This is a genomic window from Gemmatimonadaceae bacterium (assembly GCA_019752115.1).
Lineage (GTDB): Bacteria > Gemmatimonadota > Gemmatimonadetes > Gemmatimonadales > Gemmatimonadaceae > Gemmatimonas.
This window is the reverse complement of sequence record JAIEMN010000022.1, coordinates 21,313-46,429: the sequence shown is the minus strand read 5'-3', so window position 1 is coordinate 46,429 and position 25,117 is coordinate 21,313. Positions and strand designations below refer to the sequence as shown.

The following is a 25,117-nucleotide window of genomic DNA, read 5'->3' as shown; positions in this document are numbered from 1 at the left end:
ATCAGACGAGGTGAAGGGCCACGAGGGCCACGTCGAGCAACTTGATGCCGACGAAGGGCACGATCAGTCCGCCCAGCCCATAGATCACGAGGTTGCGGCGGAGGACGACGCCGGCGGCCGCCGGGCGATAGGTCACCCCGCGCAACGCCAGCGGGATGAGCGCCACGATCACCAGCGCGTTGAAGATCACACTCGACAAAATCGCGCTCTCCGGCGAGTGGAGCCGCATGATGTTGAGCGCGGCGAGTGCCGGGAACGCCGCGAGGAACATGGCCGGGATGATCGCGAAGTACTTCGCGACATCATTGGCGATCGAGAAGGTCGTCAGCGCTCCACGGGTCATGAGCAGCTGTTTGCCGATCTCCACGATCTCGATGAGCTTGGTCGGGTTGGAGTCGAGATCGATCATGTTCCCGGCTTCTTTGGCCGCCTGCGTGCCGGTGTTCATCGCCACGCCCACGTCGGCCTGCGCCAGCGCCGGCGCGTCGTTGGTGCCATCTCCCGTCATGGCGACGAGCCGCCCGCCGCTCTGTTCCCGCCGGATGAGCGCCATCTTGTCTTCCGGCTTCGCCTCGGCCAGAAAGTCGTCCACACCGGCTTCGGCGGCGATGGCGGCGGCGGTCAGCGGGTTGTCGCCGGTGATCATCACCGTGCGAATCCCCATCGCCCGCAGGCGATCGAACCGTTCGCGCATGCCGCCCTTCACGACGTCCTTGAGGTAGACGACGCCGAGCGCGCGCGCGCGCGCCTCCACGATCTCCCCGACCACGAGCGGTGTCCCCCCTTCGCGCGCCACGCGCTGCACGAGTTGCTCGAGCTCGGGGGGCACGATCGCGCCGTGCTCCACCAGCCAGCGGGCCACGGCGTCGCCGGCACCTTTGCGCAGCACCACCCCTTCCGCATTCACGCCGCTCATGCGGGTGGCGGCCGAGAACGGCACGAACTCCGACGCGGCCACTTCCTGTCCGCGAATGCCGAATCGCTCCTTGGCGAGCACGACGATGCTGCGCCCCTCGGGTGTCTCATCGGCCAGGCTGGCCAACTGCGCGCGCTCGGCCAACTCCCGCTCCGATACCGTTGGCAGGGGCAGAAACTGCCACGCCTGTCGGTTGCCGAGGGTGATGGTCCCGGTCTTGTCCAGCAACAGCGTATTCACATCGCCGGCAGCCTCCACGGCGCGCCCGCTCATCGCGATGACATTCTGCTGGATAAGGCGATCCATGCCGGCAATGCCGATCGCCGACAGCAGGCCGCCAATCGTGGTCGGGATGAGACACACCAGCAGGGCGACCAGCACCGGCACCGACAGGCGCGTCCCGCTGTACAGCGCGAACGGCTGCAACGTGACCACTGCCAGCAGGAAGACGATCGTGAGCCCGGAGAGCAGGATCGTCAGCGCGATCTCATTCGGGGTCTTCTGGCGCGCGGCGCCTTCGACCAGCGCGATCATGCGATCAATGAACGTCTCGCCCGGATCGGCGCTGATGCGAATGACAAGGTAGTCGCTCAGCACCTTCGTGCCGCCGGTTACGGCCGAGCGATCACCGCCGCTCTCGCGGATGACCGGCGCGCTCTCGCCGGTGATCGCCGATTCGTCCACCGAGGCCACGCCTTCAATGACTTCGCCATCGCTGGGGATGACGTCGCCCGGAAAGCAGACCACGAGATCGCCACGGCGAAGCTGTGGGGCCCCGATCAGCTCAAACTCGCGAATGGAGTATGGCGCGCGGGTCGCGTCGAGCTTCTTGGCCTGCGTATCAGCGCGCGAGGCGCGCAGCGTGTCGGCCTGCGCTTTGCCGCGCCCCTCGGCCATGGCCTCGGCAAAGTTCGCGAAGAGCACCGTGAACCACAGCCAGGCGGCGAGCTGCGCGGTGAACAGCACCGCGCCAGCGCGCTGTATGAGATCCGCGATCAGTACGCACGTGGTAAGCACACTGCCGAGTAGCACCACGAACATGACCGGGTTGCGCACCAGGTGGCGCGGGTCGAGCTTGCGGACCGATTCGCCCAAGGCGCGACGCACGATCGGTCCATCAAAGAGTGGACGGGCGGCGACGCTCATGCGATGACCCTCCCACTCAGCGCCAGGAAATGCTCGACAACGGGGCCGAGTGCGAGTGCGGGAAAGAAGGTGAGGGCGCCCACGATGAGAATGACGCCCAGCAGCAGCACGACGAAGATCGGTCCGGTGACCGGGAACGTGCCGCTGGTGGCCGGTGCCGGTGAGCGCTCGGCGAGAAAGCCGGCCAGCGCTAGCACCGGGACGATGAGCGCAAAGCGACCGAGCAGCATCGCGACGCCGAAGAGCGTGTTGTAGTACGTCGTGGCACCGGTGAGGCCGGCGAATGCGCTGCCATTGTTGGCTGCGGTGGAGGTGAAGGCATAGAGCACCTCCGACAGCCCATGCGGCCCGCGGTTGTTGAGCCCGGCGAGCCCGCTCGGGAGCACCAGTGAGAGCGCGGCGAGTACCAGCACGATGGCCGGGAAGGCGAGGATATAGAGCATCGCCATCTGGATCTCGCGCTGCTGGATGCGCTTGCCGAGATACTCTGGTGTCCGTCCGACCATGAGACCGGCGATGAACACCGTGAGCACGACCATGATGAGCATGCCGTAGAGCCCAGCGCCGACACCGCCGAAGATCAGCTCACCCAACTGCATGTTCACGAGGGGCACGAGGCCACCCAGCGCGGTGAACGAATCGTGCATGGCGTTCACGGCCCCGCAGGACGCGTCGGTGGTCACCACCGCGTACAGCGCGGAGTTCGCGATGCCGAAGCGCACTTCCTTGCCTTCCATGTTGCCGCCGCTATGCCCGGGGAGCACCCCGGCGACATCCACGCCGCGCTGCGCGTGGGCTGGCGTGCCGCGCGCCTCCGCCCAATACGTCACGGCCGTTCCCGCGAGAAAGAGGGCGAACATCGCGCTCCAGATGGCCCAGCCGTGGCGCCGACTGCCCACCATCTCGCCGAACATCCACACCGTGCCGGCGGGGATCAGGAAGATGGCAAACATCGAGAGCCAGTTGCTCCACGGCGTGGGGTTCTCGAAGGGGTGTGCCGCGTTGGCGTTGAAGTAGCCGCCGCCATTCGTACCGATCTGCTTGATCGCTTCCTGGCTGGCGACGGGACCGATCGCAAGGGTTTGCGTGGGGCCCTCGAGCGTCGAGACGGCGACCGGGCCACCGAAGGTCTGGGGCACGCCCTGGTGCACGAAGAGGAGCGCGAACAGCAGCGAGAGCGGCACCAGCAGGTAGAGCGTGGCGCGAGTGACATCGACCCAGAAGTTGCCCACGCGCCCCTTCGCCGACGCACGACGCGCCACGCCGCGCGTCAACGCCACCGCTACCGCCAGCCCCACGGCGGCCGAGACGAAGTTCTGCACGGTGAGCCACGTCATCTGCGAGAAGGTCGACATCGTGCCTTCTCCGGCATAGCTCTGCCAGTTCGTATTGGTCACGAACGACACGGCCGTTTCGAACGCCTGTCGGTCGGGTACGGCCGGCAGCGCCGCGGGATTGAGCGGCAGCCACGCCTGCAGCCGCAGTCCGGCGTACGTCACGACCACCGCCAGCAGCGAGAAGCACAGCAGGCTGGCGGCGTACTGCGTCCAGTGCTGGTCGTGCGCCTCATCAATGCCGGCCACGCGATAGAGCGGCCGCTCCACAAAGGCCAGAGCGCGCAGGCGCCCGGTGAACACGGCCGTGAGGTAGAGCCCCATCGGCTTGGTCACGACCAGCACCGCCGCGGCAAAGAGGGCAATCTGCAACCATCCGTTGGCGCTCATGTCAGAAGCGCTCCGGTCGCAGCAGCGTGTACGTCAGATAGCCCAGCACCAGCACGGCGCAGGCGAGCCCGATCGAATCGGAGAGGCTCACGGCGCCTCCCGGTCGTCTGCGCGCGCCCCGAGGGCGGCGCAGGCGCCTATATAGGCGAAGAGCAGCGCAAAGAGGAGCGCCACCAGCAACAGGTACCACAACTCGGACATGACGCCTTCACGGTGAAAGGACACGTGAAGCGTGCCAGCCCGGTCGTAAAGACCGCACAAACAGCGGCGGCCGTCCGCACAAAGATCGCGTAAAGAGCGCGATCAGCTCACCGGCAGATCGGCCGACGGGACGCGCAGGCAGAACACGCTGCCGCCACCGGGGCGCTCGTGCACCGTGAGCGATCCCCCCTGTGCTTCGGCCAGCCCGCGGGCAATCGCGAGGCCCAGCCCCACGCCCGTTACGTCAGCCGGCGCATCGGGGGCGCGATAGAAGGGCTGAAAGATCCGATCGCGCTCGGCCGCCGAGACGCCGGGCCCGCGGTCCGCCACTTCGAACGCCAGCCAGGCGCCATCGCGTCGCACCGTGAAATCGATGGGGGCGTCGGCCGGGGCGTACTTGAGCGCATTCTCGAGCAGGTTCCCCACGATGCGCAGCGAGTGCCCCAGATCGAAGCGGCCCACGAGCAGCGGGTCGGCCGGGTCGATGCTGGCGCGCAGGTCGCGACCGCCCAGTTGTCCGCTCACGCGCTGCAGGGCGGCGCCCATCAGGTCATCGGCCGTGTTGAGGGCGACATCGAGGGGCACCCCGCCCGCATTCAGCCGCGAGAGGTCGAGCAGATCGGACACGAGCGTGTTGAGCCGCATCGATTCGTCTTCGATCACCACGCCGCGTTCGTCGCCGTCGGTCGCGATATCGTGGGCGAGGCCGCGAATGGTGGTGAGCGGCGTCCGGAGGTCGTGCGAGACGGCGGCGAGGAGCGCGTCCTTGATTCGATCGGCCTCGCGCAGCGCCGCGGCGTGCTCGGCTTCGCCGGCGAGGCGCAGTCGCTCCACACCCAGCGCGGCGTAGTGGGCGAGGGCATCGAGATAGCGCTGGCGGGTGGGATCGAGCGCCACCCCGCGGACATCGGCGAGGCGCAGCACCCCCACGACGGCATCGCGCACGCGCAGCGGATAGAGCGCCTCCCGAATGCGCGGCGCCGCCGGCGCATCGATGTCGAGCCCGAGGGCGCCCTCGCGGGCGGTACGCGTGGTGCCATCGTCCAGACGCCACGCTGCGCGTCCCTCCTGCGCCACCCACTGCACCAGTGCCTCGTGCGCGGCGACCGGCTGCGGGAGTACCTCGCACACCGACACACCCAGCGTTTCGCGAATGACGCGGGCAATGGCCGACAGGGCATCTTCCGCACGTGGCGCGCTGAGCGTATCGGCGCCGAGCGCGGCGAGTCGATCGACCTCCGCGGCCCGCTGTTGCGCCCGCGCCGCCTCGCGTTGCGCGCGCGCCAGCAACTGCGCCGCGACAACGCTGGTGACCAGATACGCCACCAGCACCAGCCAATCGAGCGGATCGGAGACCACCACCGTGTTGTATGGCGGCAAGAAGAGCACGTCGAAGAGAAAGAAGCTCGCCAGCGCAAGCACAATTCCCACCGTGCGGCCGCCGGCCGCGCTCCCGCCCAGCACCACCAGCAGGAACATGAGCGCGACGTGTGCCTTGTCGAGCGCCTCACGCACGCTGTAGAGCAGCGCGGTGACGAGCGCCAGCGCCAGCGCGCCCCCGATCCAGGCCCGCCCACGCATCAGGTCACCCGGGCCCGGCAAAGCGGTAGCCGACGCCGCCTTCGGTCAGAATGAGCACCGGGCGCAGCGGGTCCGGCTCGAGCTTGCGCCGCAGGTGCCCGATATAGACGCGCAGATACTGCTGCGCATCGCCGTAGCCGCGCCCCCAGACCGCATCGAAGAGCTGCTGATGGGTCATCGGGCGACCAGCGTGCGACACCAGCGCCTTGAGCAGTTCCCACTCGGTCTTGGTGAGGTGAATGGCCTCCTGGCCACGCTTCACGACGCGCTGCGCGAGATCGATGACCAGATCGCCCGCCACGAGTGGGGCGTCGCCACCGGGCACCGGCGCCATGCGCGCGCGACGGAGCAGCGCGCGCAGGCGGGCCTGCAGCTCGAGGGTGGAGAAGGGCTTCGTGAGGTAGTCGTCGGCGCCAGCGTCGAGCAACTGCGCCTTCTCGGCTTCGGCGTGCCGCGCCGAGAGAATGAGGAGCGGCGCGGCGCTCCATTTCCGGAGGGCCCGGCACACGCTCAGGCCGTCCTGATCCGGGAGGCCGAGGTCGAGCACGATCAGCGCCGGTCGCTCGCGCTGGGCCAGCTCCAGCCCCGTCCGGGCGTTCGCCGCCTCCAGCACGCGGCCGCCGTCGGACTCCACGGCCGCCCGGACAATGGAGCGAATGGGGGTTTCGTCATCGATGACCAGGATGGTCGCGCCGGACATGCGTGAAGGATACTGCGCCGTCTGCGGTTGGGCCGGCCGCGCGATGGAACAGAACTGGGGAATTTTGTGGAATCTTTGTGCGTCCGAGGCGCCGGCTCGGGAGCGCGGGACGAATCTTTCGATATCGATCGTCCCGTCCGTCCCCGACTCGCATTCATGGCCGTCTCCGTTCGCCAGCTGAAGACGGTGCTCTTCGGCAAACCGCTCGCCTCCGACCGGCTGGACCACGAGCGCCTGAGCAAGACCACCGCGCTCGCGGTGCTGAGTTCTGACGCCATCTCGTCGGTGGCCTACGCGACCGAGCAGATCTTGCTGGTCCTCGCGGTGCTGGGCACGGCCGCGCTCGACCACGTGGTGCCCATCTCGGCAGTGATCGTGGGGCTCCTGGTGCTGGTGGCCGTCTCGTACCGGCAGACGATCTTTGCCTATCCCGGCGGTGGCGGCTCCTATACCGTCGCGAAGGACAACCTGGGCACGGGTCCCGGGCTCGTCGCCGCGGCGGCGCTCCTGACCGACTACATCCTCACCGTATCGGTGTCGATCTCGAGCGGCGTCGCCGCGATCAACTCCGCGTATCCCCAGCTCGCGCCGCATACCGTGCTCCTGTGCAACGCCGCGATCGCGTTGCTCATGCTGGTCAACCTGCGCGGCGTGCGCGAAAGCGGCATGGCGTTCAGCTTGCCCACGTATGTGTTCATCGTCCTGATGCTGCTGATGATCGGCACCGGCGGGTGGCTGGCGTGGCAGGGGCACGGGCAGGCTCCCACGCTGGCGGTGCGCGTGGACCCCGCGTCGGCGCAGCATGCGGCTGGCGGTCCGGTCGGCTTTGCGCTCGTGTTTCTGATGCTGCGGGGTTTTGCCGAAGGGTGCGTGGCCATGACCGGCACCGAAGCGATCTCCAACGGTGTCGGCGCCTTCAAGGCGCCGAGTTCCCGGAATGCGGCCATCACCCTCGGGTGGATGGCGGCGATTCTGGCGACGTTCTTCATCGGCACCAGTCTGTTGGCGAAGCAGTACGGCGTGATGCCGTCGCCCACCGAAACCGTGCTGTCGCAGCTGGCGCGCCACATCTTCGGCAGCGGAGCGCTGTACTTCGCCCTGCAGTACGCCACCTTCGCCGTACTGGTGCTGGCCGCCAACACCGCCTTTGCCGACTTTCCGCGGCTGGCGAGCATTCTGGCGACCGATGGCTACATGCCGCGACAGTTCGCCGCGCGCGGCGACCGACTCGCCTTCTCAAATGGTATCATCGTGCTGGCGGTGCTCGCCGCCGTGCTGGTCACGCTCTTTGCCGGCGACACGAGCGCGCTCATCCCGCTGTATGCGATTGGGGTGTTTGTCTGCTTCAGCCTGTCGCAGGCGGGAATGGTGCGCCACTGGTTCGTAGCGCGCTCAGAGGGGTGGAGCTGGCGCGCGATCCTGAACGGCCTGGGCGCGGTGGCCACGGCACTCGTCGCCGTGATCCAGGTGGTGACAAAGTTCGTGCACGGCGCCTGGGTCGTAGTGCTGATCATTCCGGCCATCATGTGGCTGCTGGCGCGCATTCATCGCCACTACGAGCACTTCGCCAAAGACGTCGCGTTCGGCGGGCAGTCGCCGATGCTCTTTCTGCATCACACCGTGCTGGTGCCCACCAACGCGATCACCAAGGCCACGGATGCGGCGCTGGTGTACGCGACCGCCATTTCCAAAGATGTGCGGGCGGTCTATATCGAGGTCGATCCGGCGGCCACCGAGCGTATGCGTCGCGACTGGGAGGCGTGGGATATCGGCGTCGAGCTCGTCGTCCTGCCGTCGCCGTATCGCTCGGTGCTCAAGCCGTTCACGGCCTATGTGGACGACCTGCGCACCAGCGGCACGACGGATCTGATCACCGTGGTGGTGCCGGAGATCCTCCCCCGGCACTGGTGGGAGCATCTGCTGCACAACAAAACGGCGCTCTACATTCGCACGGCGCTGCTCTTCACGCCGAACGTCGTGGTGACCAACGTCCCATTCCGCGTGGGCCGCCCGACCAGTGCTGAGCTGGTGGGCGCGCCCGCGGCGCTCAGCTGATCACCCGAGCAATGCCGAACGCCGCGCCCGCGGCCAATCCACCGATCACGACCGTCTGGATGGCACTGCGCACCGCCGGTGCGCCGGTGAAGCGCCCCTTCACGTACCCGAAGACCGCCAGCGCCGCGAGCGTCACACCCACCGACGGGATCAGCGCCGCGCTGGCCGTCGGGACCAGCATGTAGGGAGCCAGCGGCACGAACCCGCCCACGATGTACGCCGCGGCAATGGTCAGCGCACTGGTGCGTGCCCGCCTGGGATCGGGCGCCTCGAGCCCGAGTTCGAAGCGCATCATGAAATCCACCCACGCCTCCGGACGTTTGCTCAGAGCGTCCGCCAGGCGCGCGCTGTCCTCGGGTTCGAGACCATACGTTTCGAAGATCTCGCGCACTTCGGCGATTTCATCGGCATGACGCTCCACGATCTCGCGCTGTTCGCGGCGTAACTCGCTCGCGTAATGCTCGGCCTCGCTGCGCGCGGCGAGATAGCCGCCCAACCCCATCGCGATCGATCCGGCCACGATCTCGGCGATCCCCGCCGTGACGACGAGCGTCGAGGCCGTCACCGCGCCGCTGAGACCCGCGGCCAGGGCAAACGGTACCGTCAGGCCGTCGGACATGCCGATGACGGCATCGCGGACGACTTCGGAGGCCTGCGAGTGTTCTTCGACGTGGGCCCCGGGGGGCGCACTGGGCATGGGGATGTGTGACATGCCCCAAGCTAGGGCGCGGCGGGCGCCCTCGCCGTCAGGGTTCGCCGTAGCAGGGAATGGGGGCCGCGCTGCAGCGAACCGCCCGAGGCGACGGCCGTGCCGTCACGGCGAGCTGGCGTCGGCGCGATCGGCGGGCCGCCGGCTGTACAGGTAGCCGGCGAGGCCGCCGACGATGGCGAGCGGCAGTGCCAGCAGCAGTGGCACTGCGCCGCAGAAGTTGCTGGTCGGCCAGAGCCACTCGCACGAGATCACGCCACTGAGTGCGCCGAGCACGATCGGCGCGCCGGCTCTCCTAGTGTGCGCTCGGATCGACAGGCCCGCTAGACGGTCCCTTCCTCCAGCAACCGTCTGCATTGCCGATGTGTCTCTCGACCCGTAACGTGGTCCATGCCCATTCCTGGTCCGGCTGTTCTTTCCGTTCCGCGCGCCGCCCTCGCCGCGGTCGCGCTCCTTCTGGCGGCGTGCGCGAAGCCAGCGGTGACCAATCGGGCGGATGCCTCCGCGGCGCAGCCACCGCTGCCGCGCGCGCTGTGGATCGACGCGACCGATGCCCTGCTCGCGCCCACGGCCGAATGGACGAACAAGGTCGAGCTGGCGGATCTCAATGGCGACGGGCGCCTCGATCTGCTGTTCGCCAACGGCGGGGATTACTCGACGCCGGGGACGCCGGAGCCCACGCGCGCGTTCCTCAACGCCGGACCCGGAAAGCCGTTCGTGGAGCGGACCACGCAGTTCTTTGGCACGACCCCGTCGCTGGCGCGCGTCGTCAAGGCACGTGACTTCAATGGGGACGGTCGCGTGGATGTGTTTGTCGGGACGACGTATCAGACGCAGAGTCGTCTGTTTCTCGCAGATGGCGCCGGCGCATTCGTCGAACGGACCGCGACGCATCTCCCCGCGCTGACCCTCAGCGTCGGCGACGCGGAAGCCGGTGACGTGGACGGTGACGGTGATCTCGATCTGGTCCTCGCCGACTGGGGATCGGGGAACAACATGACCAACGCCGGCGGTCGGGTGCATCTGTGGCTCAACGATGGCGCGGGGCACTTCACGGATGGCACCGTCGGCCGACTGCCCGATGAACTCGTACGGTTCTCGTGGGATCTGGAGCTCGTCGATGTTGACAACGACTTCGATCTCGACGTGCTCGTGTCGTGCAAGCGCTGCGGCGGCGGGTCGCTCTATCGCAACGATGGGGCGGGGCACTTCACGGCCGATCCGCGCGCACTGCCGCAGTACACGAACAACTACGACTACGAGGCGATGGACCTGAACGGCGACGGCTTCCTCGATCTCGTCACGATCAACGATGGCGAGATCGTGGGCGGCGATGCGTCCAGTCGCCGCGAGCATGTGCTGCGCAACGACGGCAAGGGCCGCTTTCTCGACGCGACCGACAGCTGGTGGCCCACGAGCGCGAACATCGGTGAGGACGACAACGTCGTGGCGTTCCTCGACGTCGACTCGGACGGGGATGCCGACTTCGTGATCGGCTCGTTGAGTGGACCGGATCGGCTGCTGCTCAACGACGGCACCGGCCATCTCCGGCTGGCCAGCGAGGTGTTCGTCGGCGACAATACGCCGGGTACGCTCGGGCTCGCCTTGGGCGACCTGGACGGCGACGGGCGCCTGGATGTCGTGCAGGGGCAGGGCGAAGTGAAGGGGGCCGAGCGTGAGCGGATCTTCCTCGGCCGCGGCCTCGCGCCCGATGTGGCGCCGCCCGTCGTCGGCCCCATCACGCGGGCGCCCTCAGGCACCGGCGTGCTTGTGCGGGCACGGGTGCACGACCGGAAGGGGCCCACCCTACCCACCGAATGGCGCCGGGTCGAGATACGCTATACCACCGGCTCCGGCGCGGGCGCAACGCCGCTCAGTTGGTACGGGGAGTATTTGTGGCGTGCACTGGTGCCGGGCACGGCCGCCGACCTGCGCGTGTGTGCGGTGGATGCCGCCGGCAACGAGACCTGCCGCGCCGTACCGAACACTCCCTGAGCAGTGACGCACGGGGGACCATCCGTGCCCCGTGTATTTGACAAGCCATGCGCAGAACGGGTATTTAGCCTCGTGCCTTGTGTCGGTGCTGACCGAGGTCCTCCCTGTTCTGGACGTTGCAATGAAGCCCTTCCGCTCGCTCGTCACGTCGCTGGTCACGATCGTCGTTACCACCGCGAGCCCGATGGCGGCGCAGTCGCCCGATGAGTTCTTCGAATCACGGGTTCGGCCCATTCTGGCCAGGCAGTGCGCGGAATGTCATTCCGAAGGGCGCGCGCGCGGCCGCCTGAAGGTCACGTCGCGGGCGGATCTGCTGGCGGGCGGGAAGTCGGGGCCAGCCATCGTGCCGGGGAACGCTGGCGCGAGTTTGCTCATCAAGGTCATCCGGCACGAGATCCCGAAGCTGGAGATGCCGCGGGACGGCGCGCCGCTGTCGGCCAAGGACATCGAGGGACTCGTCCAGTGGGTTCACATGGGCGCGCCGTGGCCGGAGTCCGCGCCCACGATCGTGCTGGCGAGTTCGGTTATCGCCACCGGTGACGGCGGCATGACGCCCGGCGCGCGGCTCTTCGTCACGAAGGTGCGTCCGGTGCTCGAGCAGAAGTGCTTCGCGTGCCACACCAACGAGGAGCGCGGCGGCCTGCGGCTCGATTCGCGCGAGCGTCTCCTCAAGGGCGGAAGCCGTGGGCCGGCCGTCATTCCCGGTAATCCGGAACAGAGCCTGCTGATCGCCGCGTTGCGCCACGAACGCGAGAACCTCCGCATGCCGCGCAATGCGGCCAAGCTGTCGGACGCGGAGATTCAGGGCTTCGTCGAGTGGATTCAGGCGGGAGCCGAATGGGCAAATGCAGAGGCGCCCGCGGCCATCCCGCGTCGCGTCATCAGCAAGGCCGATCGCGAGTTCTGGTCGTTCAGTCCGCACCCGGTGATCACGGTCCCCACGCCAAAGAATACCACGTGGGCGAAGTCGGAGATCGATCACTTTGTGCTGGCCAGTCTCGAGCAGCGCGGCCTGTCTCCGTCGCGCGCCGCCGACAAACGCACACTCATCCGCCGCGCCACGTTCGATCTCATCGGCCTTCCGCCGAGCAAGAAGGAGATCGACGCGTTTCTGGCCGACACCAGCGCCAAGGCCTTCGAGAAGGTGGTGGACCGCCTCCTCGCCTCCGAGCACTACGGCGAGAAGTGGGGGCGGCATTGGCTCGATGTCACCCGCTACGGCGAAGATGATACCCGCGGTCTGGCGCAGGATGGCTCGGGGCGCGAGCGGTATCCGATGGCCCATCTCTACCGCGACTGGATCGTCGACGCCTTCAACGCCGACATGCCGTACGACACGATCGTCATGGCCCATCTGGCCGCAGACCTCATGCCGGCGAATCGCCGCAAGGATCTGCTGCCGGCGCTCGGCTTTCTGGGACAGGGGCCGTGGTACTACGATCTCGCGGATCCGCCGGTCGCGCGCGCCGATGAGCGCCACGATCGCGTGGACGTGACGACGCGCGGGTTCCTCGGCCTCACGGTGGGCTGCGCGCGCTGCCACGACCACAAGTACGACCCGATCGGCACGCACGACTACTACGCACTCGCGGGCATCTTCAACAACGCCAACTATCACGAGTATCCGATCGCGGACTCGGTGCGCGCGGAGAAGTACAAGAAGGACAAGGAGTTCATCAAGAAGTTCGGTGAGAGCATGGCCGAGTACATGCGCACCGAGTCCGATCAGCTCGCCCGCGTGCTGACGCTTCAGGCGTCCAAGTACATGATGGCGGCGTGGCGGGTGACGGGCCACGAGCAGTTCCCCAAGGAGCGCGCGGCGCTCGAGGCCCGGCTGGACCTCGAGACGCTGGAACGCTGGATCGACTTCCTGAACGATCCGCCCAAGCACTACCCGTTCCTGACCGACTGGCAGGCGATGATCGCGACGCCGGTCGGGACCACGGACGAGGCCAAGGCGGAGGCGAAGAAGAAGGCGCAGGGATTGGCCGATGCGTTCCAGCGCCTGCTCATCGACGTGACGCTCGAGCAGAAGAAGCTGGAGGAGAAGAACAAGAAGATCATTGCCAAGGGCACGCCGCTGGACGAGGTGAAGTCCATCCCGATGCCCAACGGCTTCGAGAGCTTCTTCGATCAGCATCAGCTGGAACTGGCGACGATGGACCGTGCGCGGTTCAACCTGTACCTCGACGTCTTTGTCTTTGACCTCGACAACGAGCTCGACACGTTCTTCCCGAAGCCGGCGCTCCTGCGCTTTTCGGGATGGGGGCTGGAACGCCAGCTCAGTCGCGTCGCCGCCGATCATCTCAATGCGATGCGCGAGGAGTCCAAGCGCCTCGAGAAGGAGCTGCCGAACATTCCGTTCGTCATGGGCGTGGAGGACAAGCCGAAGGAATCGCTGGAGGACATCGCGCTCCACATTCGCGGCAGCCCGCTCAACCTCGGCGAGCGCGTGCCCCGCGGCTTCCTCCATGTGCTGCAGCCGGGGACGCCGACGGTCTATCGCGAAGGCAGCGGACGGCTGCAGCTGGCGCAGGATATCGCGAACCACCCGCTGGCCGCACGCGTCATCGTGAACCGCGTGTGGGGCTGGCACATGGGCGCCGGGATCGTGCGCACGCCCAGCAACTTCGGTTTCGCCGGCGCGCGGCCGACGCACCCCGAGCTGCTGGAGTATCTGGCCGCGCGCTTCGTGGCGAACGGGCGGTCCATCAAGAAGCTGCACCGCGACATCATGCTCTCCGCGGTCTATCAGCAGGTCACCGACAACGACGCCAAGTCGGCGGCGATCGACCCGGAGAATCAGTATCTCTGGCGCTTCAACCGTCAGCGGTTGAGCGCCGAAGGCGTCCGTGATGCGCTGCTGGCGGTCTCGGGTCAGCTCGTTGACTCGATTGGCGGCCCCTCGCAGGATCTCGACGACGAGAAGAACAATCGTCGGACGCTGTACGGCACAGTGAGCCGGTTTCAGCCCAACATCTTCCTGCAGACGTTCGACTTTCCGAGCCCGAGTCTGAGTGCGGAGCGACGGTTCGCCACGAACGTGCCGCTGCAGAGTCTGTACTTCATGAATTCGCCGTTCGTCCTGCGCCAAGCGCAGGCGCTCGTGCGACGGCTTACCGATTCGGCCAGTGCGCCGGGGGCGGCAGCGGCCGCCGGTGCCGCGGCGTCGGCGCCGCCCCGTCGCACCGCGCTCAAGACGATCGTCCCCCCGGTTGCGGATACCGCCAAGGATTCTGCCGGCCCGCCGCCGCCCAAGCGCTTCGACGATCGCGCCATGATCAAGGCCGCGTATCCGCTGCTGTACGGACGCGACGCCACCGACGAGGAGATCACGCTCGGGCTGGCGTTCCTCGCCAATCAGCGGACGACGCTGCTGGCCAGCGAAACCGCGAAGGCGGCGGCCGAGGCCACGAAGGCGGCGGCCAGCGCGTCGCCGGCCGCGAAGGTCGCAGCGCCCAAGGCCGCACCCGCCGACAGCAGCAGCGCGCAGGCAAAGCAGGAGCTGCTTGCACGCCGGGTCTCCATGAAGGCGTGGACGCAGTACGCACGCGCGCTGTTCAGCGCGACAGAGTTTCGGTTCATCGACTGACAGGCGCATTCCAGGAGCACGGATGTCACACGGACACGGCGGGCACGACGACGGCTGCGGCATCATCCATTGCCAGCCCCGCACGCGGCGCGAAGCGCTCAAGACGATGGGGGCCGGATTCGGCATGATGGCGTTCGCGCAGATGATCGGCGCGTCGATGGCCCAGGCGTCGACCTCGGTGCTGTCGGCGATGGGAGAGCGGGTACTCGTCCCGCACTTCGCGCCGCGCGCCAAGCACGTGATCTTCCTGTTCATGAATGGCGGGGTGTCGCAGGTCGACACCTTCGATCCCAAGCCGGAGCTGGACAAGTACGACGGCAAGCCGATCCCGAACGCCATCAAGACCGAGCGGAAAACGGGATCGCTCATGAAGTCGCCCTTCAAGTTCTCGCGCTACGGGAAGTCGGGGCTCGAAGTCAGCGAGCTCTTTCCCGAGGTCGGCTCCATCGCCGACGACATCTGCGTGATTCGCTCGATGCACACCGACATCCCGAATCATGAGCCGTCGCTGCTCATGATGAATACCGGGCACATTCAGCCCGGTCGGCCGTCAATGGGCGCCTGGCTCACCTACGGGCTCGGGACCGAGAACAAGAACCTTCCGGGGTTTGTCGTGCTGTGCCCGGAGCAGCCGACGGTGGTGGGGCCGCCGCTCTGGAGCAACGGCTTCCTGCCCGCGATGCATCAGGGCACGTTCATCGCCGACAAGGCCCCACGCCTGGCCGATGACTTCGACCCGTACGAGCTGATCCCAAACATTCACTCCGACTCCACCTCGCTCGACGACCAGCGCCGCGAGGTAGATCTGGTGGAGAAGCTGAACCGGGCCCGCATGAATCGCCTTGGGCAACATGACGAGGAGCTCGAAGGTGCGATCAAGGCGATGGAGACCGCCTATCGCATGCAGACCGAAGCGCCGGACGTATTCGACATCCGCAAGGAGAGCGAGGCCACCCAGAAACTCTACGGCCCCGGCAGCACCGCGCGCGGCTGTCTGATGGCCGTGCGTCTCGTGCAGAAGGGCGTGCGTATGGTCCAGGTGTACTATGCCAAGGGCGATCCGTGGGACCATCACGACGACATCACGAAGCATCGCATCAACGCCCGCAACTCCGACCGGGCGTTCGCGGCGGTGGTGAAGGACCTCAAGTCACGCGGGTTGCTGGATGAGACGCTGGTGGTCTGCGGGACCGAGTTCGGTCGCACGCCGGTACTCGAAACCGGCGGTGGCGGCGCGGGCGGTCGGGTTACGAACGGACGTGACCACAACCCGTTCGGCTTCAGTGTCTGGCTGGCGGGTGGCGGTGTGAAGGGCGGCACCACGTATGGCCGCACCGACGATTTCGGCTTCAAGGCGATCGAGAATCCGGTGCACATTCACGACCTGCACGCGACCATCTTGCACCTGCTCGGCATCAACCACGAGAAGCTGACGTACAACTACAGCGGTCGCGACTTCCGGCTGACCGACGTGGCGGGGAAGGTCATTCACGACATCATCGCCTAGGGGGTCTGCATGAACCGGTGGATGCGGATGGGGGCGCGCTCGGCCTGGGCGGCGTTGTTCGCCCTCCAGGCCTCCCCGGCATCAGCGCAGCCGCGTGCGGCCGTTGACTTCATCGCCGCGATCGAAGGGTCGCAAACGGGAACGGACAGCCTCAGCCGGATGACGGTTGCCGAGCTGCTGCGCACGTTCAAGGTCCCGGGCCTAAGCGTCGCCGTGATTCGCGACTCGCGTATTCACTGGGCGAAGGGATACGGAACGGCGGACGCCGAGACCGGGGCGCCGGTTGACACCGGGACGCTCTTTCAGGCCGCGTCCATCAGCAAGACGTTCAATGCCATGGCCGTGCTGAAGGCCGCGCAGGATGGGCTCTTCGGCCTGGACGACGACATCAACACGATTCTGAAGTCGTGGCATCTCAACGGCGGCGACTTCACGCGCCGGCAGCCCGTTACGCCTCGCACGCTGGCGAGCCATGTGTCCGGACTGGGCGATGCGTTTGGGTATCCCGGTTATACCCCCGGTGCGACGCTCCCGACGATGGTGCAGCTGCTCGACGGAACTAGTCCCTCGATCACCGGCCCGCTCTTCATGGAGCGCGAACCGTGGACCGCCTTCGAGTACTCCGGTGGTGGCGTGACGCTGCTGCAGTTGGCGCTCATCGATGCGCGGAAGCGGCCCTATGCCGATCTCCTCACGCAGACCATTCTCACGCCGATCGGGCTGACCCGGAGCACCTTCGAGCAACCACTCTCCGCGACGAACGACCGGAACGCTGCCCGCGCCCACGACCGATTCGGCAAGGGTCGCGGTCCCAAGTGGCACGTGTACCCGGAACTCGCTGCGGCCGGTCTCTGGACCACGCCCTCCGATCTCGCGCGCTTTGCGATCGAGGTCGAGCGCTCGGCGAAGGGGAAGTCCAACCGGGTACTGTCGCCGGCCATGGCGCGGGAGATGCTGACGCCGGTTGGTGTCGGTGCGTATGCTGTCGGGTTCTCGCTCTCGAAGCAGGGAGAAGGCTGGTACTTCAGCCACGGTGGTTCCAATTGGGGCTTTCAGTCCAACCTCATCATGCACACGGTCAAGGGCTACGGGGTCGCCCTTATGACCAACGGCGATAATGGTGGTCCGCTGATGAATGAGATTCTGCGTCGTGTGCGTCGCGCCTACGCGTGGGACAGCGAGGCGGCACCGGTGCCGCGCGGCTACTACCCGGCGATCACGACGCCGCGGGTAACGCTCACGTCGGACGTTCTGGAGCGCTACGCGGGTCAATATGCGGATGCCGCACTCGATGTCACCGTTCGGCTCGACACCGGTGTCCTGCAGCTGAATGCGGGCGGCGGGTGGAGCCCACTCGAACCCCTGTCGGAGACAGAGTTCGTTCTGGGCGGCAACACGCGTGTGCGCTTTCAGCTCACGGCGGCCAATGGGGTGACCGGCGTCAGGGTGCAGGTGTCGGGACGCGACGTCCTGCTCACGCGGAAGTCGACGCGCGAGTAATTGCGCGGTGGTTGGTCGGTTGGCATGATGCGCGTCATCATGCCGACGGCAGTGTCATGCGCATGAGGTCCCAGTATCGGACCGGCATCAGTCGCACGAGCAGGGAGAGCACCTTGGCATCCGTCCCGACGAGGATGCGCTGCTGCCGACGTTCAATGCCGCGGGCGATGATCTCGCCCGCCTCGTTCGGTGGCATGCGCAGGAACTTCCGGAACTGAGCGCGTCGCCGCTGGACTTCAGCCGGGTCGATGTCGCGCGGCGCCCGGGCGCGTTCGGAAATGTTCGTACGCACGCCACCCGGATGGACGACCGTCACGCCCACGGTGGAGCCGACGAGCTCGTGGCGGAGCGCTTCGGTGAAGCCGCGCACCGCGAACTTGCTGGCCGCATACGCCACCTGTTCGGCAGGCGCCACGAGACCGAAGACGCTGGAGAGGTTCACCAGCCGCGCATCATCGCTTGCGCGCAAGAGCGGGAGAAAGGCCCGCGTGAGTCGCACCACGGCGCCGAAGTTGATCTCCATCAACCAGTCGAAGTCATCGGCGGCCACCTGCTCGAAGGTGCCGCCCAGTGCGACGCCCGCATTGTTCACGAGCACGTCGACCTGTCCGTGTGCGCTCAGCACGGTCGCCGGCAGCGCCGCTACCGCGGCCCGATCGGCCACATCGAGTACGTGCGAGGAGACGCGGAGCCCGGTCGGCAGCTGCGAGACCGTCTCGGCGAGGCCGCTGGCATCCATATCGGCGAGCGCGAGATGACAGCCGCGGCGCGCGAGGGCCAGCGCGAGGCCGCGGCCGATGCCGCTCCCCGCGCCGGTGATGACCGCCGTGCGATTGGCGAGGCGCATCATGTCAGGCATAAACAGTCCGCTATGGAACGGTTGGGGAGTGCGACCGCGTCGGATCGCCCGCTGGCAGCGCCCGCACCAGGAGGCGTCGGGCCGCCCACTGGGCATGCTCCCGCACCACCGCCTGCTCGTGATGCTGCATGGCCGTCAGCACGGGCAGATCCTCCTCGGTGCCGATGTTGCCTAGCACCACACAGGCGTTGCGCTGCAGCATCCAGAGCTTGGCGCGCTTGACGGCACTGCCACGGAACGCGGTGGCGTACTCGGCGGGCCCCATCATGCACAGCTCACGCGCCAGCGCACGCACTCCGTCGCGGTCGGTCGCCTCGGCGAAGAGCTCGCGCGGCGCGAACTCGTCGAAGCTCGGCGTGCGGCTGAAGCGCTGGTTCCAGGGGCACACATCGTTGCAGGAGTGTCCACACACCCGTATTGCGGTTCAGTTGTTGACTGGGGCTGCAACCTTAAAGAAATCAAAGGCTTAGGTGAGGGTGTCGACCCGTCGGCACCTCGGTCGAAGCGGGGGCAGGACCGTGTCTCCCATTATCTCGATCGCTGATCCAAGGCTTAGGTGAGGGTGTCGACCCGTCGGCACCTCGGTCGAAGCGGGGGCAGGACCGTGTCTCCCATTGTCTCGATCGCTGATCCAAGGAACGGGAGCCTGCGCGCTTAGTGGCCAAGGCGCGAAACAGTTCGATGTACTCGGCATGCTGACTCTTAAGAACCGAAGCGCGAACTCCCGCGGCGGACCGCCGTACAAGCACGGGCGCGACTGGACGCGGCAATCCCACGCGAGGCCCTTAGGGAGTCGGGATTATCGCACGGAGGTCATTACAGGCATCTCGACACACCCGTAGTGCCGAAATGTTGGCGAAAAAACGGCGTGGAGCGCGCCGGGTGGGCGACATTGCTCCTTCCGACTTTGCAGACAGCGCCCGCTTCCTTGCCAATCGGCACCTCTGACCGATCCACAGGTCACTTCGCCGAACGTAGCCCTTCGGCGTCCAAGCCGAGTTCTTGACGTAACGGCCAACACCGTCACCAAATACACCACCGTAAACTCTTCGCTGGAGCTACTAGCCGAACCTGGGTTTATAACAGCTTACCCGCTAATAACTTACGGGTACTGTCAGGCCGTCTCTGTAGTTTGCTAGAATATGGGACTAACTGCGCGATGCACGAAGCGCACGAGAGATTCGCCCAAGCGTTCCTGAATTAGAGACTCTGCACTCCCACACCCGGAGAACAGTCCAGCCCGCAGCTCGAAGCTCGTTGTTTACTCGCCGGTCGCGTCGGCGGTTGCTCTCGACCTTTGCCGCCCAGAACTCCGCGTTCTTTCTGGGTTTGGCATAGCATCGAGGACAACCGTGCCAGAAGCAGCCGTCTACAAAAACAGCCAACTTTGCCTTTCTCCAAGTAAAGTCGGGGGTTCCAGCAAGTGGAGCGTGTCTTCGCCACCCCTTTAGGGCGGGAACCCTACGCAATAGCTCCGCCAGCTTCATCTCGGTAGAACGATTACCTCTCGACTTTATGGCGCTCATAATCCGCGATCTTGCGGAGCTTGGAGGCGAAACGATCCCGCGATTCTTGGTGTCTTGTCCCACGGTGTCCTCCTCAGTGCACGCTTCAACAGACTCGTAACCGAATGCAACCTGGCAAGCAGCTAAACGTGGTCGACCTCTTCTCGGGGTGTGGAGGCCTTTCGCTAGGCCTTCACCAGGCGGGATTTAGGACCATCCTGTTCTCAGAGATCAACCGAGATGCTGCGGACACCTTCGAGGAGAATCTTGGAGGAGTTGACGTTGAACGAGTCGGAGGGATCGAGGAGTTGTCTGATGCTCGCCTAACTGCCTTGAAGAAGGGCTGGAAGAAGCGAGACATTGAAGTGGATATCGTGGCGGGCGGACCGCCGTGTCAGGGCTTTTCAGGAATCGGACATCGCCGGAGCTACAGCGTTCAGAAGGAGCAGATCCCGTCCAACCATCTCTTCCGAGAGATGGTGCGCGTGGTTTCCTCTATTCGCCCGAAGTTCTTCATCTTTGAAAATGTTCGTGGTCTACTCTCAGGTCGCTGGACGCAAGAAGGGCGCAAGGGTGAGATCTGGGATGAGGTTCGTCACACTTTCGAGAGAATTCCTGGCTACGAGGTCGGGTGGCAGCTCGTGCAAGCCAAGAGCTTCGGCATTCCGCAGAATCGTCCGCGAATTCTTCTAGTCGGCGCTCGGAAGGACCTGAAGCTTCCGATCGCGACAAGCGTGCGGGATAACCTCACGGATAATCCCCGCGGACTTATCCCTCAGCGTGCGATACCTGCGCCGGATCTCGTGGATGTCCTCGATGATCTTGTAGACAAGGACTACTTGTCTCAGGGTAAGACGGAACGCTACCTGCGAGAGCCCCAGACGAACTACCAGCGAATGATGCGCACTAAGCCGGACGGAAGCTTGATGCGCGCAGGCGATGAGCTGCTGGAGCAAGACTACGCTAAGCACTCCGCGCGTGTTGTCGAAAAGTTCCAGTACATGATTGACAATCGTGGAGCGATTTCAGACAAGCACAAAACGAAGAAATTCGCCCAACGATGGCTGCCTCCCCGTTGGACGTCAGTGGGGCCGACAATCACGGCCACTTCGCTCCCTGATGATTTCGTTCACTACTCGCAGCCTAGAATTCTTACCGTCCGTGAGTGGGCGCGCCTTCAGGCTTTTCCCGACTGGTACAAGTTTAGGGGGCCCCGCACGACTGGTGGTCACCGGCGTGCCGGAATCCCAGATCTAGACATGTGGGAGCGCGAGGTGCCGAGGTACACTCAAATCGGTAATGCAGTGCCAGTGGGGCTCGCGCGGGAGCTCGGGTTGCACTTGCGTGCACTGTTGGAAGGACACAATCCGACTGCGCTATAGCGATGTCCTTGGAAGTTTCTCTCTTTCGCTCCGCGCGAGATCCCAAACCGCATCAACTAGGTTCAGGCGAATGTCCATTCTCTGTGAAAACGCTCGAGCTTGGGTAATCGACGCCCTCTTTGCGCGTTCGAAGAAGGGAACTCCATCTGACTTTGAATTTGCCTGGTTGGATTGGGCCCCGAAAATCAATCATGAGCTGGGCGATACTCCGACTGCTGACAGCGTTTTCGCGTTGAGCGGCCACCTACGCGACGTTTTTCTGAGTCGAAGGGCCGGCGAGCGCGGTCAAGACGCCGTTGCGAATGCAGGAAACAACTGGGAGTCGCTCGTCTGCTGGTACCTGAACCTGGCGTTGATCGGATCGGACGCTGTTGTCTTCAAGCGGGCGATGGCGCCTAAGTCCATTCAGAACGCCGTTACGATCATTTATGAATCAGTAACGGCAAACTCAGAGTCTGATCTAGTTGCAGTCTCGTTTCCTGATGGGCACGAGGTGCTCAATAACGCGCTGACAGTCTCGTCCTCGCTTGATGCTCAACTTGATTTTGCGTGTTCTCAGTTGATCTCAAAGACGTCTTTAGCGGTGATTCAGTGTAAGACCAACTGGAACGAGAATGCGCAAATCCCAATGCTCTGGGACATCGTCTATCACTCCAAGGTGCCAGACCTGTCTGTCTCGGTGGGAGTGAAGGGGTACCATCCTCAGTCATTCAAGCGATTTAGCTACGCTTTCGCGACGGTGCCCACAAACAAAACCAAGTACAATCCCAAGCGACTAGAATGCCTTCGAGCCTCTCGGGTTACGGGCGGGAACTACTGGGGTAAAGCGAGCGAGAGCGGCGTCGCGCTACAGCTGAGCGAATTTTTTAGCAAGAATGGCATCGGTGCACGCGCAGGTACTGGGCTGCGCGAAGCGCTTGCAGCTGAAGCTGCCAACCTGCGTACTGATCGGCATCGTGCCTTCAGGCTGGCGAGTCTATCTCCGGAGTCGATGAATCGTATCCGCGCGCATGAGGCGGAGATCATTGAGCTTCGCAACAGGGCTAAGGCTTTACGAGAACAGCGCCGCGCCGCTCAGGCGGCGGGCGGCACCGGTGCGATGCGTGGGGGGGCAAGAAAGAAATCGAGGCCGGCCGAGGCGAAAACAATGCTCTCAAAGGCGACGGATCTCTTCTCAGCCGACTGAAAGTCGAACGAAAGCGAATGTGGGATCCTGGCAGTCCGGGATACGGCTACTTCGCCGCCTTCGTGCAAACGAATCTCCAAGCGCCTGACCCGTGAAGATTATCCCCACCTCTCCAAGTGTAGGACTCACCTGGACCGAGCAGCACGTGTTTCAACTGCTGCAGGCGACCGATTGGGCAAAAGACACAGTCGCGCTGTCGTCCGTCAACCTGTCCGAGAATGAGCGCAAGAGATGGGGAGAGATCGACTTTGTGGTGCTCAGCCCGTTTGGGCTGATTGCCATTGAAGTCAAAGGAGGCGCGGTCTCGTGTCACGACGGAGAATGGCAATATCGCTCAGACCGAGGAACTATACGTCGCAAGGAAAGTCCGTTTGCTCAGGCAAGCGGTGGGTTCTTTGCTCTCGAGGGACTCCTGGCACGAGACGCGTCGCTTGGACTATCCAAGCCTGTGCTTGGTGGTTTTTGCGTCATCCTTGCGAGCATGCGTCGAAAGGATCTAGAAGGAATTGTCGGTGGTCCAGAGATGCCGGCAGAGCTCACGGGCAGCTGTGAGGACCTCGAGAATTCTCGATCGCTGGTGGCATTTCTGAATCGTGTGGTGCGTTACTGGCAGAAGCACAGTAGCGCCAAGGGCGACTGGAGCAGTACGACAATTCAAAGCGTAGTGCGCCGACTTCGGCCTGAGTTCGACCGCGCAGTTCCTCTTTCGCTTCGTTTGCGAGCGACGCGCGAAGAGCGTGTTCAGCTCACGGAGGAACAGTACGAGCTTCTCGATCAGCTAAGCACTGAGCCTCGACTCCTCGTCACCGGAGGTGCCGGGTGCGGAAAGACCTTTCTTGCCATCGAGTTCGCGCGCCGCGAAGCCACTTGTGGGCGCAGGGTGCTCTTCGTGTGCGGCGCGGAAGCCCTTGCTCAATACCTAAGCGTGACGGCTGGACTACCTGAGAACGTTGAGGTTGTGGCCGCGAGCTCACTCATTGACCGGAAGGGAAAGCCGATCGCAGATGTTCTGGTTGTCGATGAGGGGCAGCAGATCACCAACGTTGATTACGCCCTAGCGCTCGATACGTGCGTTGCGGGTGGACTGTCCTCCGGACGCTGGTGCTGGTTTGGCGACTATAAGAGTCAAATATCAATCAAGGCGCCCGTTGATAAGTCGGTTCTAGATGAGCTCCGTCGATGGGCATTGCCGCAACAAATATTTCAGAACTGCCGAAACACTCCTCAGCTCTTGGCTGCTGCGGAAACCCTGTCTGGGATTCGCATCGGCACTGCGAGGGTGCGCGGAGCTGGTCCGCAGCTAGGATGGGCAGTCGCTCATCGAAGGTCTGATGTAGCCGCCGCCGCTGCCGCGCAGCTATCAAGCTGGATAATCGCTGAGACGCCTCCGGACGAGATTGTACTGCTATACGCTAGTGAAGCGGGAAGGAGCGACGCGATTGCATGTTCACGCAAGGCTGCTCTCGAACCGGCTCCTTGGGGCTCTTCCTTCGCGATGGCGAAGCGTGGGCGATCGGTTGCCCTTGCCGCGATCGATGAGTTCAGAGGTCTCGAGAGTGAGTACGTACAGATTTTCGGATTGGATGATGTTTTGTCTGACGAAGAGTTGCGTGGACTGGCATATCTCGCAGTCACGCGTGCAACGTTTGCAGGTGTGATCGCCTGTACTACCGGTATAAAAACGCGAATGCTGGCGCTTGCCGTATCAGGCGTGTCCTAGAGAGCCATTACTCAATTAGTCTTGCCTCAAGGCCTGCGCGATCGTAAACCCGTGGTGTGGGTGCGCGTTTGACTGATGACTGTCTTCCGCGTACAATCGAGCTAATTGTTAACGCTCGGGCACACCCTGCCTGAACGCTGGCTCAAATCCGCTCTATGTTTGCTGCTTGCCTCCGGGGCCCTTATGACCGCATCTGACGGACGCGCTTCTATTGTCTCATTTCTCTCGAGTCGGCTTGTTGGGCCGCGCTCGGGAGCGACGGAGGTCGTCGAGGGACGCATCTGGCTACAGTACATGATGGGGATTCTTTTCGGGCAAGGCGGTTCTATAGATGGAGCCGCTGATCAAGTCGCCGCCGGCGTTGATCTTCCGTCGCCGCAGGCAACGGGAAGGAAGGAAGACGACGGTGGCGCAGACGACTGGTTATCTCTTGCGGACGAGACGCTGCCTAGCGCCGTCGGTATCAGTTTCGTAGTCGATGCAGGTGTTACAGTCTCGTGCACAGTCAACGGCGCACGATATGAGCAGATCCCCGCAGAGAGTCCAGAGCCCGCAAGGGGCCGGTCGCAGGAGAGATGGCAACGGATCCCGCTGGCGGATGGAAGTGGCCATGTTGTCGAATTGTCGCAAGGAAGCCCAACCGCAGTGATCTTTGATGGGCGCGCTGTGGTCACGTCGCGGTGGCGCACACTCCGAGACAAGCGGCTCGTTACGGTCTCTCTAGTCAATCAGCAACGGCAGCGATCGGCGTTGGACACGGAGCGCGCGCTGTTTCAGGTTGCTCTCTCGTGTAGCCCGAGCTCGGGTACCGTGCACCCGTATCCGCTGCCGGCTAAGGC

18 protein-coding genes are annotated in these 25,117 nt (G+C 64.8%); 8 read left to right on the top strand and 10 right to left on the bottom strand.

The window, feature by feature from the left end; genetic code table 11:
• Position 1: 1 nt before the first annotated feature.
• The 5 genes from kdpB to K2R93_11080 all read right to left on the bottom strand — a co-directional run bounded on the left by kdpB (position 2) and on the right by K2R93_11080 (position 6,268).
• Complete coding sequence (kdpB, locus tag K2R93_11100) at positions 2-2,062, bottom strand: potassium-transporting ATPase subunit KdpB (protein ID MBY0490378.1); 2,061 nt, start codon at positions 2,060-2,062, stop codon at positions 2-4.
• On the bottom strand, positions 2,059-3,786 hold the full coding sequence (kdpA, locus tag K2R93_11095) for a potassium-transporting ATPase subunit KdpA (protein MBY0490377.1): 1,728 nt from the start codon (positions 3,784-3,786) through the stop codon (positions 2,059-2,061). Before kdpA ends, kdpB begins: the two co-directional genes overlap by 4 nt.
• Position 3,787: 1 nt before the next feature.
• Positions 3,788-3,877 carry a potassium-transporting ATPase subunit F gene (locus K2R93_11090; protein ID MBY0490376.1) on the bottom strand — a complete coding sequence of 30 codons (90 nt, stop codon included), beginning with the start codon at positions 3,875-3,877 and terminating at the stop codon, positions 3,788-3,790.
• Positions 3,878-4,089: 212 nt separating this feature from the next.
• Entirely contained in the window at positions 4,090-5,568 is a 1,479-nt protein-coding gene (locus tag K2R93_11085; protein MBY0490375.1) for a DUF4118 domain-containing protein, read from the bottom strand.
• Positions 5,569-5,572: 4 nt separating this feature from the next.
• Complete coding sequence (locus K2R93_11080; GenBank protein MBY0490374.1) at positions 5,573-6,268, bottom strand: response regulator; 696 nt, start codon at positions 6,266-6,268, stop codon at positions 5,573-5,575.
• A gap of 156 nt (positions 6,269-6,424) precedes the next feature.
• Between K2R93_11080 and K2R93_11075 the strand changes: the two genes are divergently transcribed.
• The gene (locus K2R93_11075; GenBank protein MBY0490373.1) at positions 6,425-8,323 is read left to right on the top strand and encodes an APC family permease; all 1,899 of its coding nucleotides are present in this window, start codon (positions 6,425-6,427) and stop codon (positions 8,321-8,323) included.
• Here K2R93_11075 and K2R93_11070 read toward each other — a convergent pair.
• A complete protein-coding gene (locus tag K2R93_11070) occupies positions 8,316-9,035 on the bottom strand; it encodes a VIT1/CCC1 transporter family protein (protein ID MBY0490372.1) in 720 nt (239 codons plus the stop codon). The two genes, K2R93_11075 and K2R93_11070, sit on opposite strands and share 8 nt — an antisense overlap.
• A gap of 102 nt (positions 9,036-9,137) precedes the next feature.
• The gene (locus K2R93_11065) at positions 9,138-9,308 is read right to left on the bottom strand and encodes a hypothetical protein (GenBank protein ID MBY0490371.1); all 171 of its coding nucleotides are present in this window, start codon (positions 9,306-9,308) and stop codon (positions 9,138-9,140) included.
• A gap of 114 nt (positions 9,309-9,422) precedes the next feature.
• On the opposite strand from K2R93_11065, the gene K2R93_11060 reads away from it, so the two are divergent.
• The 4 genes from K2R93_11060 (at position 9,423) to K2R93_11045 (ending at position 17,626) form a co-directional block, all read left to right on the top strand.
• Positions 9,423-11,027 (top strand): VCBS repeat-containing protein, encoded by a 1,605-nt coding sequence (locus K2R93_11060; protein MBY0490370.1) that lies wholly within the window; start codon positions 9,423-9,425, stop codon positions 11,025-11,027.
• 121 nt (positions 11,028-11,148) lie between these two features.
• Positions 11,149-14,619, top strand: a complete 3,471-nt coding sequence (locus K2R93_11055; GenBank protein MBY0490369.1) for a PSD1 and planctomycete cytochrome C domain-containing protein — start codon at positions 11,149-11,151, stop codon at positions 14,617-14,619.
• A gap of 22 nt (positions 14,620-14,641) precedes the next feature.
• The gene (locus K2R93_11050) at positions 14,642-16,126 is read left to right on the top strand and encodes a DUF1501 domain-containing protein (protein ID MBY0490368.1); all 1,485 of its coding nucleotides are present in this window, start codon (positions 14,642-14,644) and stop codon (positions 16,124-16,126) included.
• A gap of 9 nt (positions 16,127-16,135) precedes the next feature.
• Positions 16,136-17,626 (top strand): serine hydrolase, encoded by a 1,491-nt coding sequence (locus tag K2R93_11045; GenBank protein MBY0490367.1) that lies wholly within the window; start codon positions 16,136-16,138, stop codon positions 17,624-17,626.
• Between the two features lie 37 nt (positions 17,627-17,663).
• On the opposite strand, the gene K2R93_11040 is transcribed toward K2R93_11045, so the two are convergent.
• The 3 genes from K2R93_11040 to K2R93_11030 all read right to left on the bottom strand — a co-directional run bounded on the left by K2R93_11040 (position 17,664) and on the right by K2R93_11030 (position 20,011).
• Complete coding sequence (locus K2R93_11040) at positions 17,664-18,485, bottom strand: SDR family oxidoreductase (GenBank protein ID MBY0490366.1); 822 nt, start codon at positions 18,483-18,485, stop codon at positions 17,664-17,666.
• A 10-nt stretch (positions 18,486-18,495) separates the two neighbouring features.
• A complete protein-coding gene (locus tag K2R93_11035; GenBank protein ID MBY0490365.1) occupies positions 18,496-18,873 on the bottom strand; it encodes a hypothetical protein in 378 nt (125 codons plus the stop codon).
• 760 nt (positions 18,874-19,633) lie between these two features.
• Entirely contained in the window at positions 19,634-20,011 is a 378-nt protein-coding gene (locus K2R93_11030) for a very short patch repair endonuclease (GenBank protein MBY0490364.1), read from the bottom strand.
• A gap of 128 nt (positions 20,012-20,139) precedes the next feature.
• On the opposite strand from K2R93_11030, the gene K2R93_11025 reads away from it, so the two are divergent.
• The 3 genes from K2R93_11025 to K2R93_11015 all read left to right on the top strand — a co-directional run bounded on the left by K2R93_11025 (position 20,140) and on the right by K2R93_11015 (position 24,278).
• Positions 20,140-21,372 carry a DNA cytosine methyltransferase gene (locus tag K2R93_11025; GenBank protein MBY0490363.1) on the top strand — a complete coding sequence of 411 codons (1,233 nt, stop codon included), beginning with the start codon at positions 20,140-20,142 and terminating at the stop codon, positions 21,370-21,372.
• A 70-nt stretch (positions 21,373-21,442) separates the two neighbouring features.
• Complete coding sequence (locus tag K2R93_11020) at positions 21,443-22,558, top strand: hypothetical protein (protein MBY0490362.1); 1,116 nt, start codon at positions 21,443-21,445, stop codon at positions 22,556-22,558.
• A gap of 91 nt (positions 22,559-22,649) precedes the next feature.
• Positions 22,650-24,278 carry an NERD domain-containing protein/DEAD/DEAH box helicase gene (locus K2R93_11015; protein MBY0490361.1) on the top strand — a complete coding sequence of 543 codons (1,629 nt, stop codon included), beginning with the start codon at positions 22,650-22,652 and terminating at the stop codon, positions 24,276-24,278.
• Positions 24,279-25,117: the final 839 nt, after the last annotated feature.

Bases quoted from the DNA above. Each gene is read 5' to 3' on its own strand.
- kdpB (MBY0490378.1), bottom strand. From the start codon at position 2,062: ATGAGCGTCGCCGCCCGTCCACTCTTTGATGGACCGATCGTGCGTCGC.
- kdpA (MBY0490377.1), bottom strand. From the start codon at position 3,786: ATGAGCGCCAACGGATGGTTGCAGATTGCCCTCTTTGCCGCGGCGGTG.
- K2R93_11085 (MBY0490375.1), bottom strand. From the start codon at position 5,568: ATGCGTGGGCGGGCCTGGATCGGGGGCGCGCTGGCGCTGGCGCTCGTC.
- K2R93_11080 (MBY0490374.1), bottom strand. From the start codon at position 6,268: ATGTCCGGCGCGACCATCCTGGTCATCGATGACGAAACCCCCATTCGC.
- K2R93_11075 (MBY0490373.1), top strand. From the start codon at position 6,425: ATGGCCGTCTCCGTTCGCCAGCTGAAGACGGTGCTCTTCGGCAAACCG.
- K2R93_11070 (MBY0490372.1), bottom strand. From the start codon at position 9,035: ATGTCACACATCCCCATGCCCAGTGCGCCCCCCGGGGCCCACGTCGAA.
- K2R93_11060 (MBY0490370.1), top strand. From the start codon at position 9,423: ATGCCCATTCCTGGTCCGGCTGTTCTTTCCGTTCCGCGCGCCGCCCTC.
- K2R93_11055 (MBY0490369.1), top strand. From the start codon at position 11,149: ATGAAGCCCTTCCGCTCGCTCGTCACGTCGCTGGTCACGATCGTCGTT.
- K2R93_11050 (MBY0490368.1), top strand. From the start codon at position 14,642: ATGTCACACGGACACGGCGGGCACGACGACGGCTGCGGCATCATCCAT.
- K2R93_11045 (MBY0490367.1), top strand. From the start codon at position 16,136: ATGAACCGGTGGATGCGGATGGGGGCGCGCTCGGCCTGGGCGGCGTTG.
- K2R93_11040 (MBY0490366.1), bottom strand. From the start codon at position 18,485: ATGCCTGACATGATGCGCCTCGCCAATCGCACGGCGGTCATCACCGGC.
- K2R93_11030 (MBY0490364.1), bottom strand. From the start codon at position 20,011: ATGAGCGCCATAAAGTCGAGAGGTAATCGTTCTACCGAGATGAAGCTG.
- K2R93_11020 (MBY0490362.1), top strand. From the start codon at position 21,443: ATGTCCATTCTCTGTGAAAACGCTCGAGCTTGGGTAATCGACGCCCTC.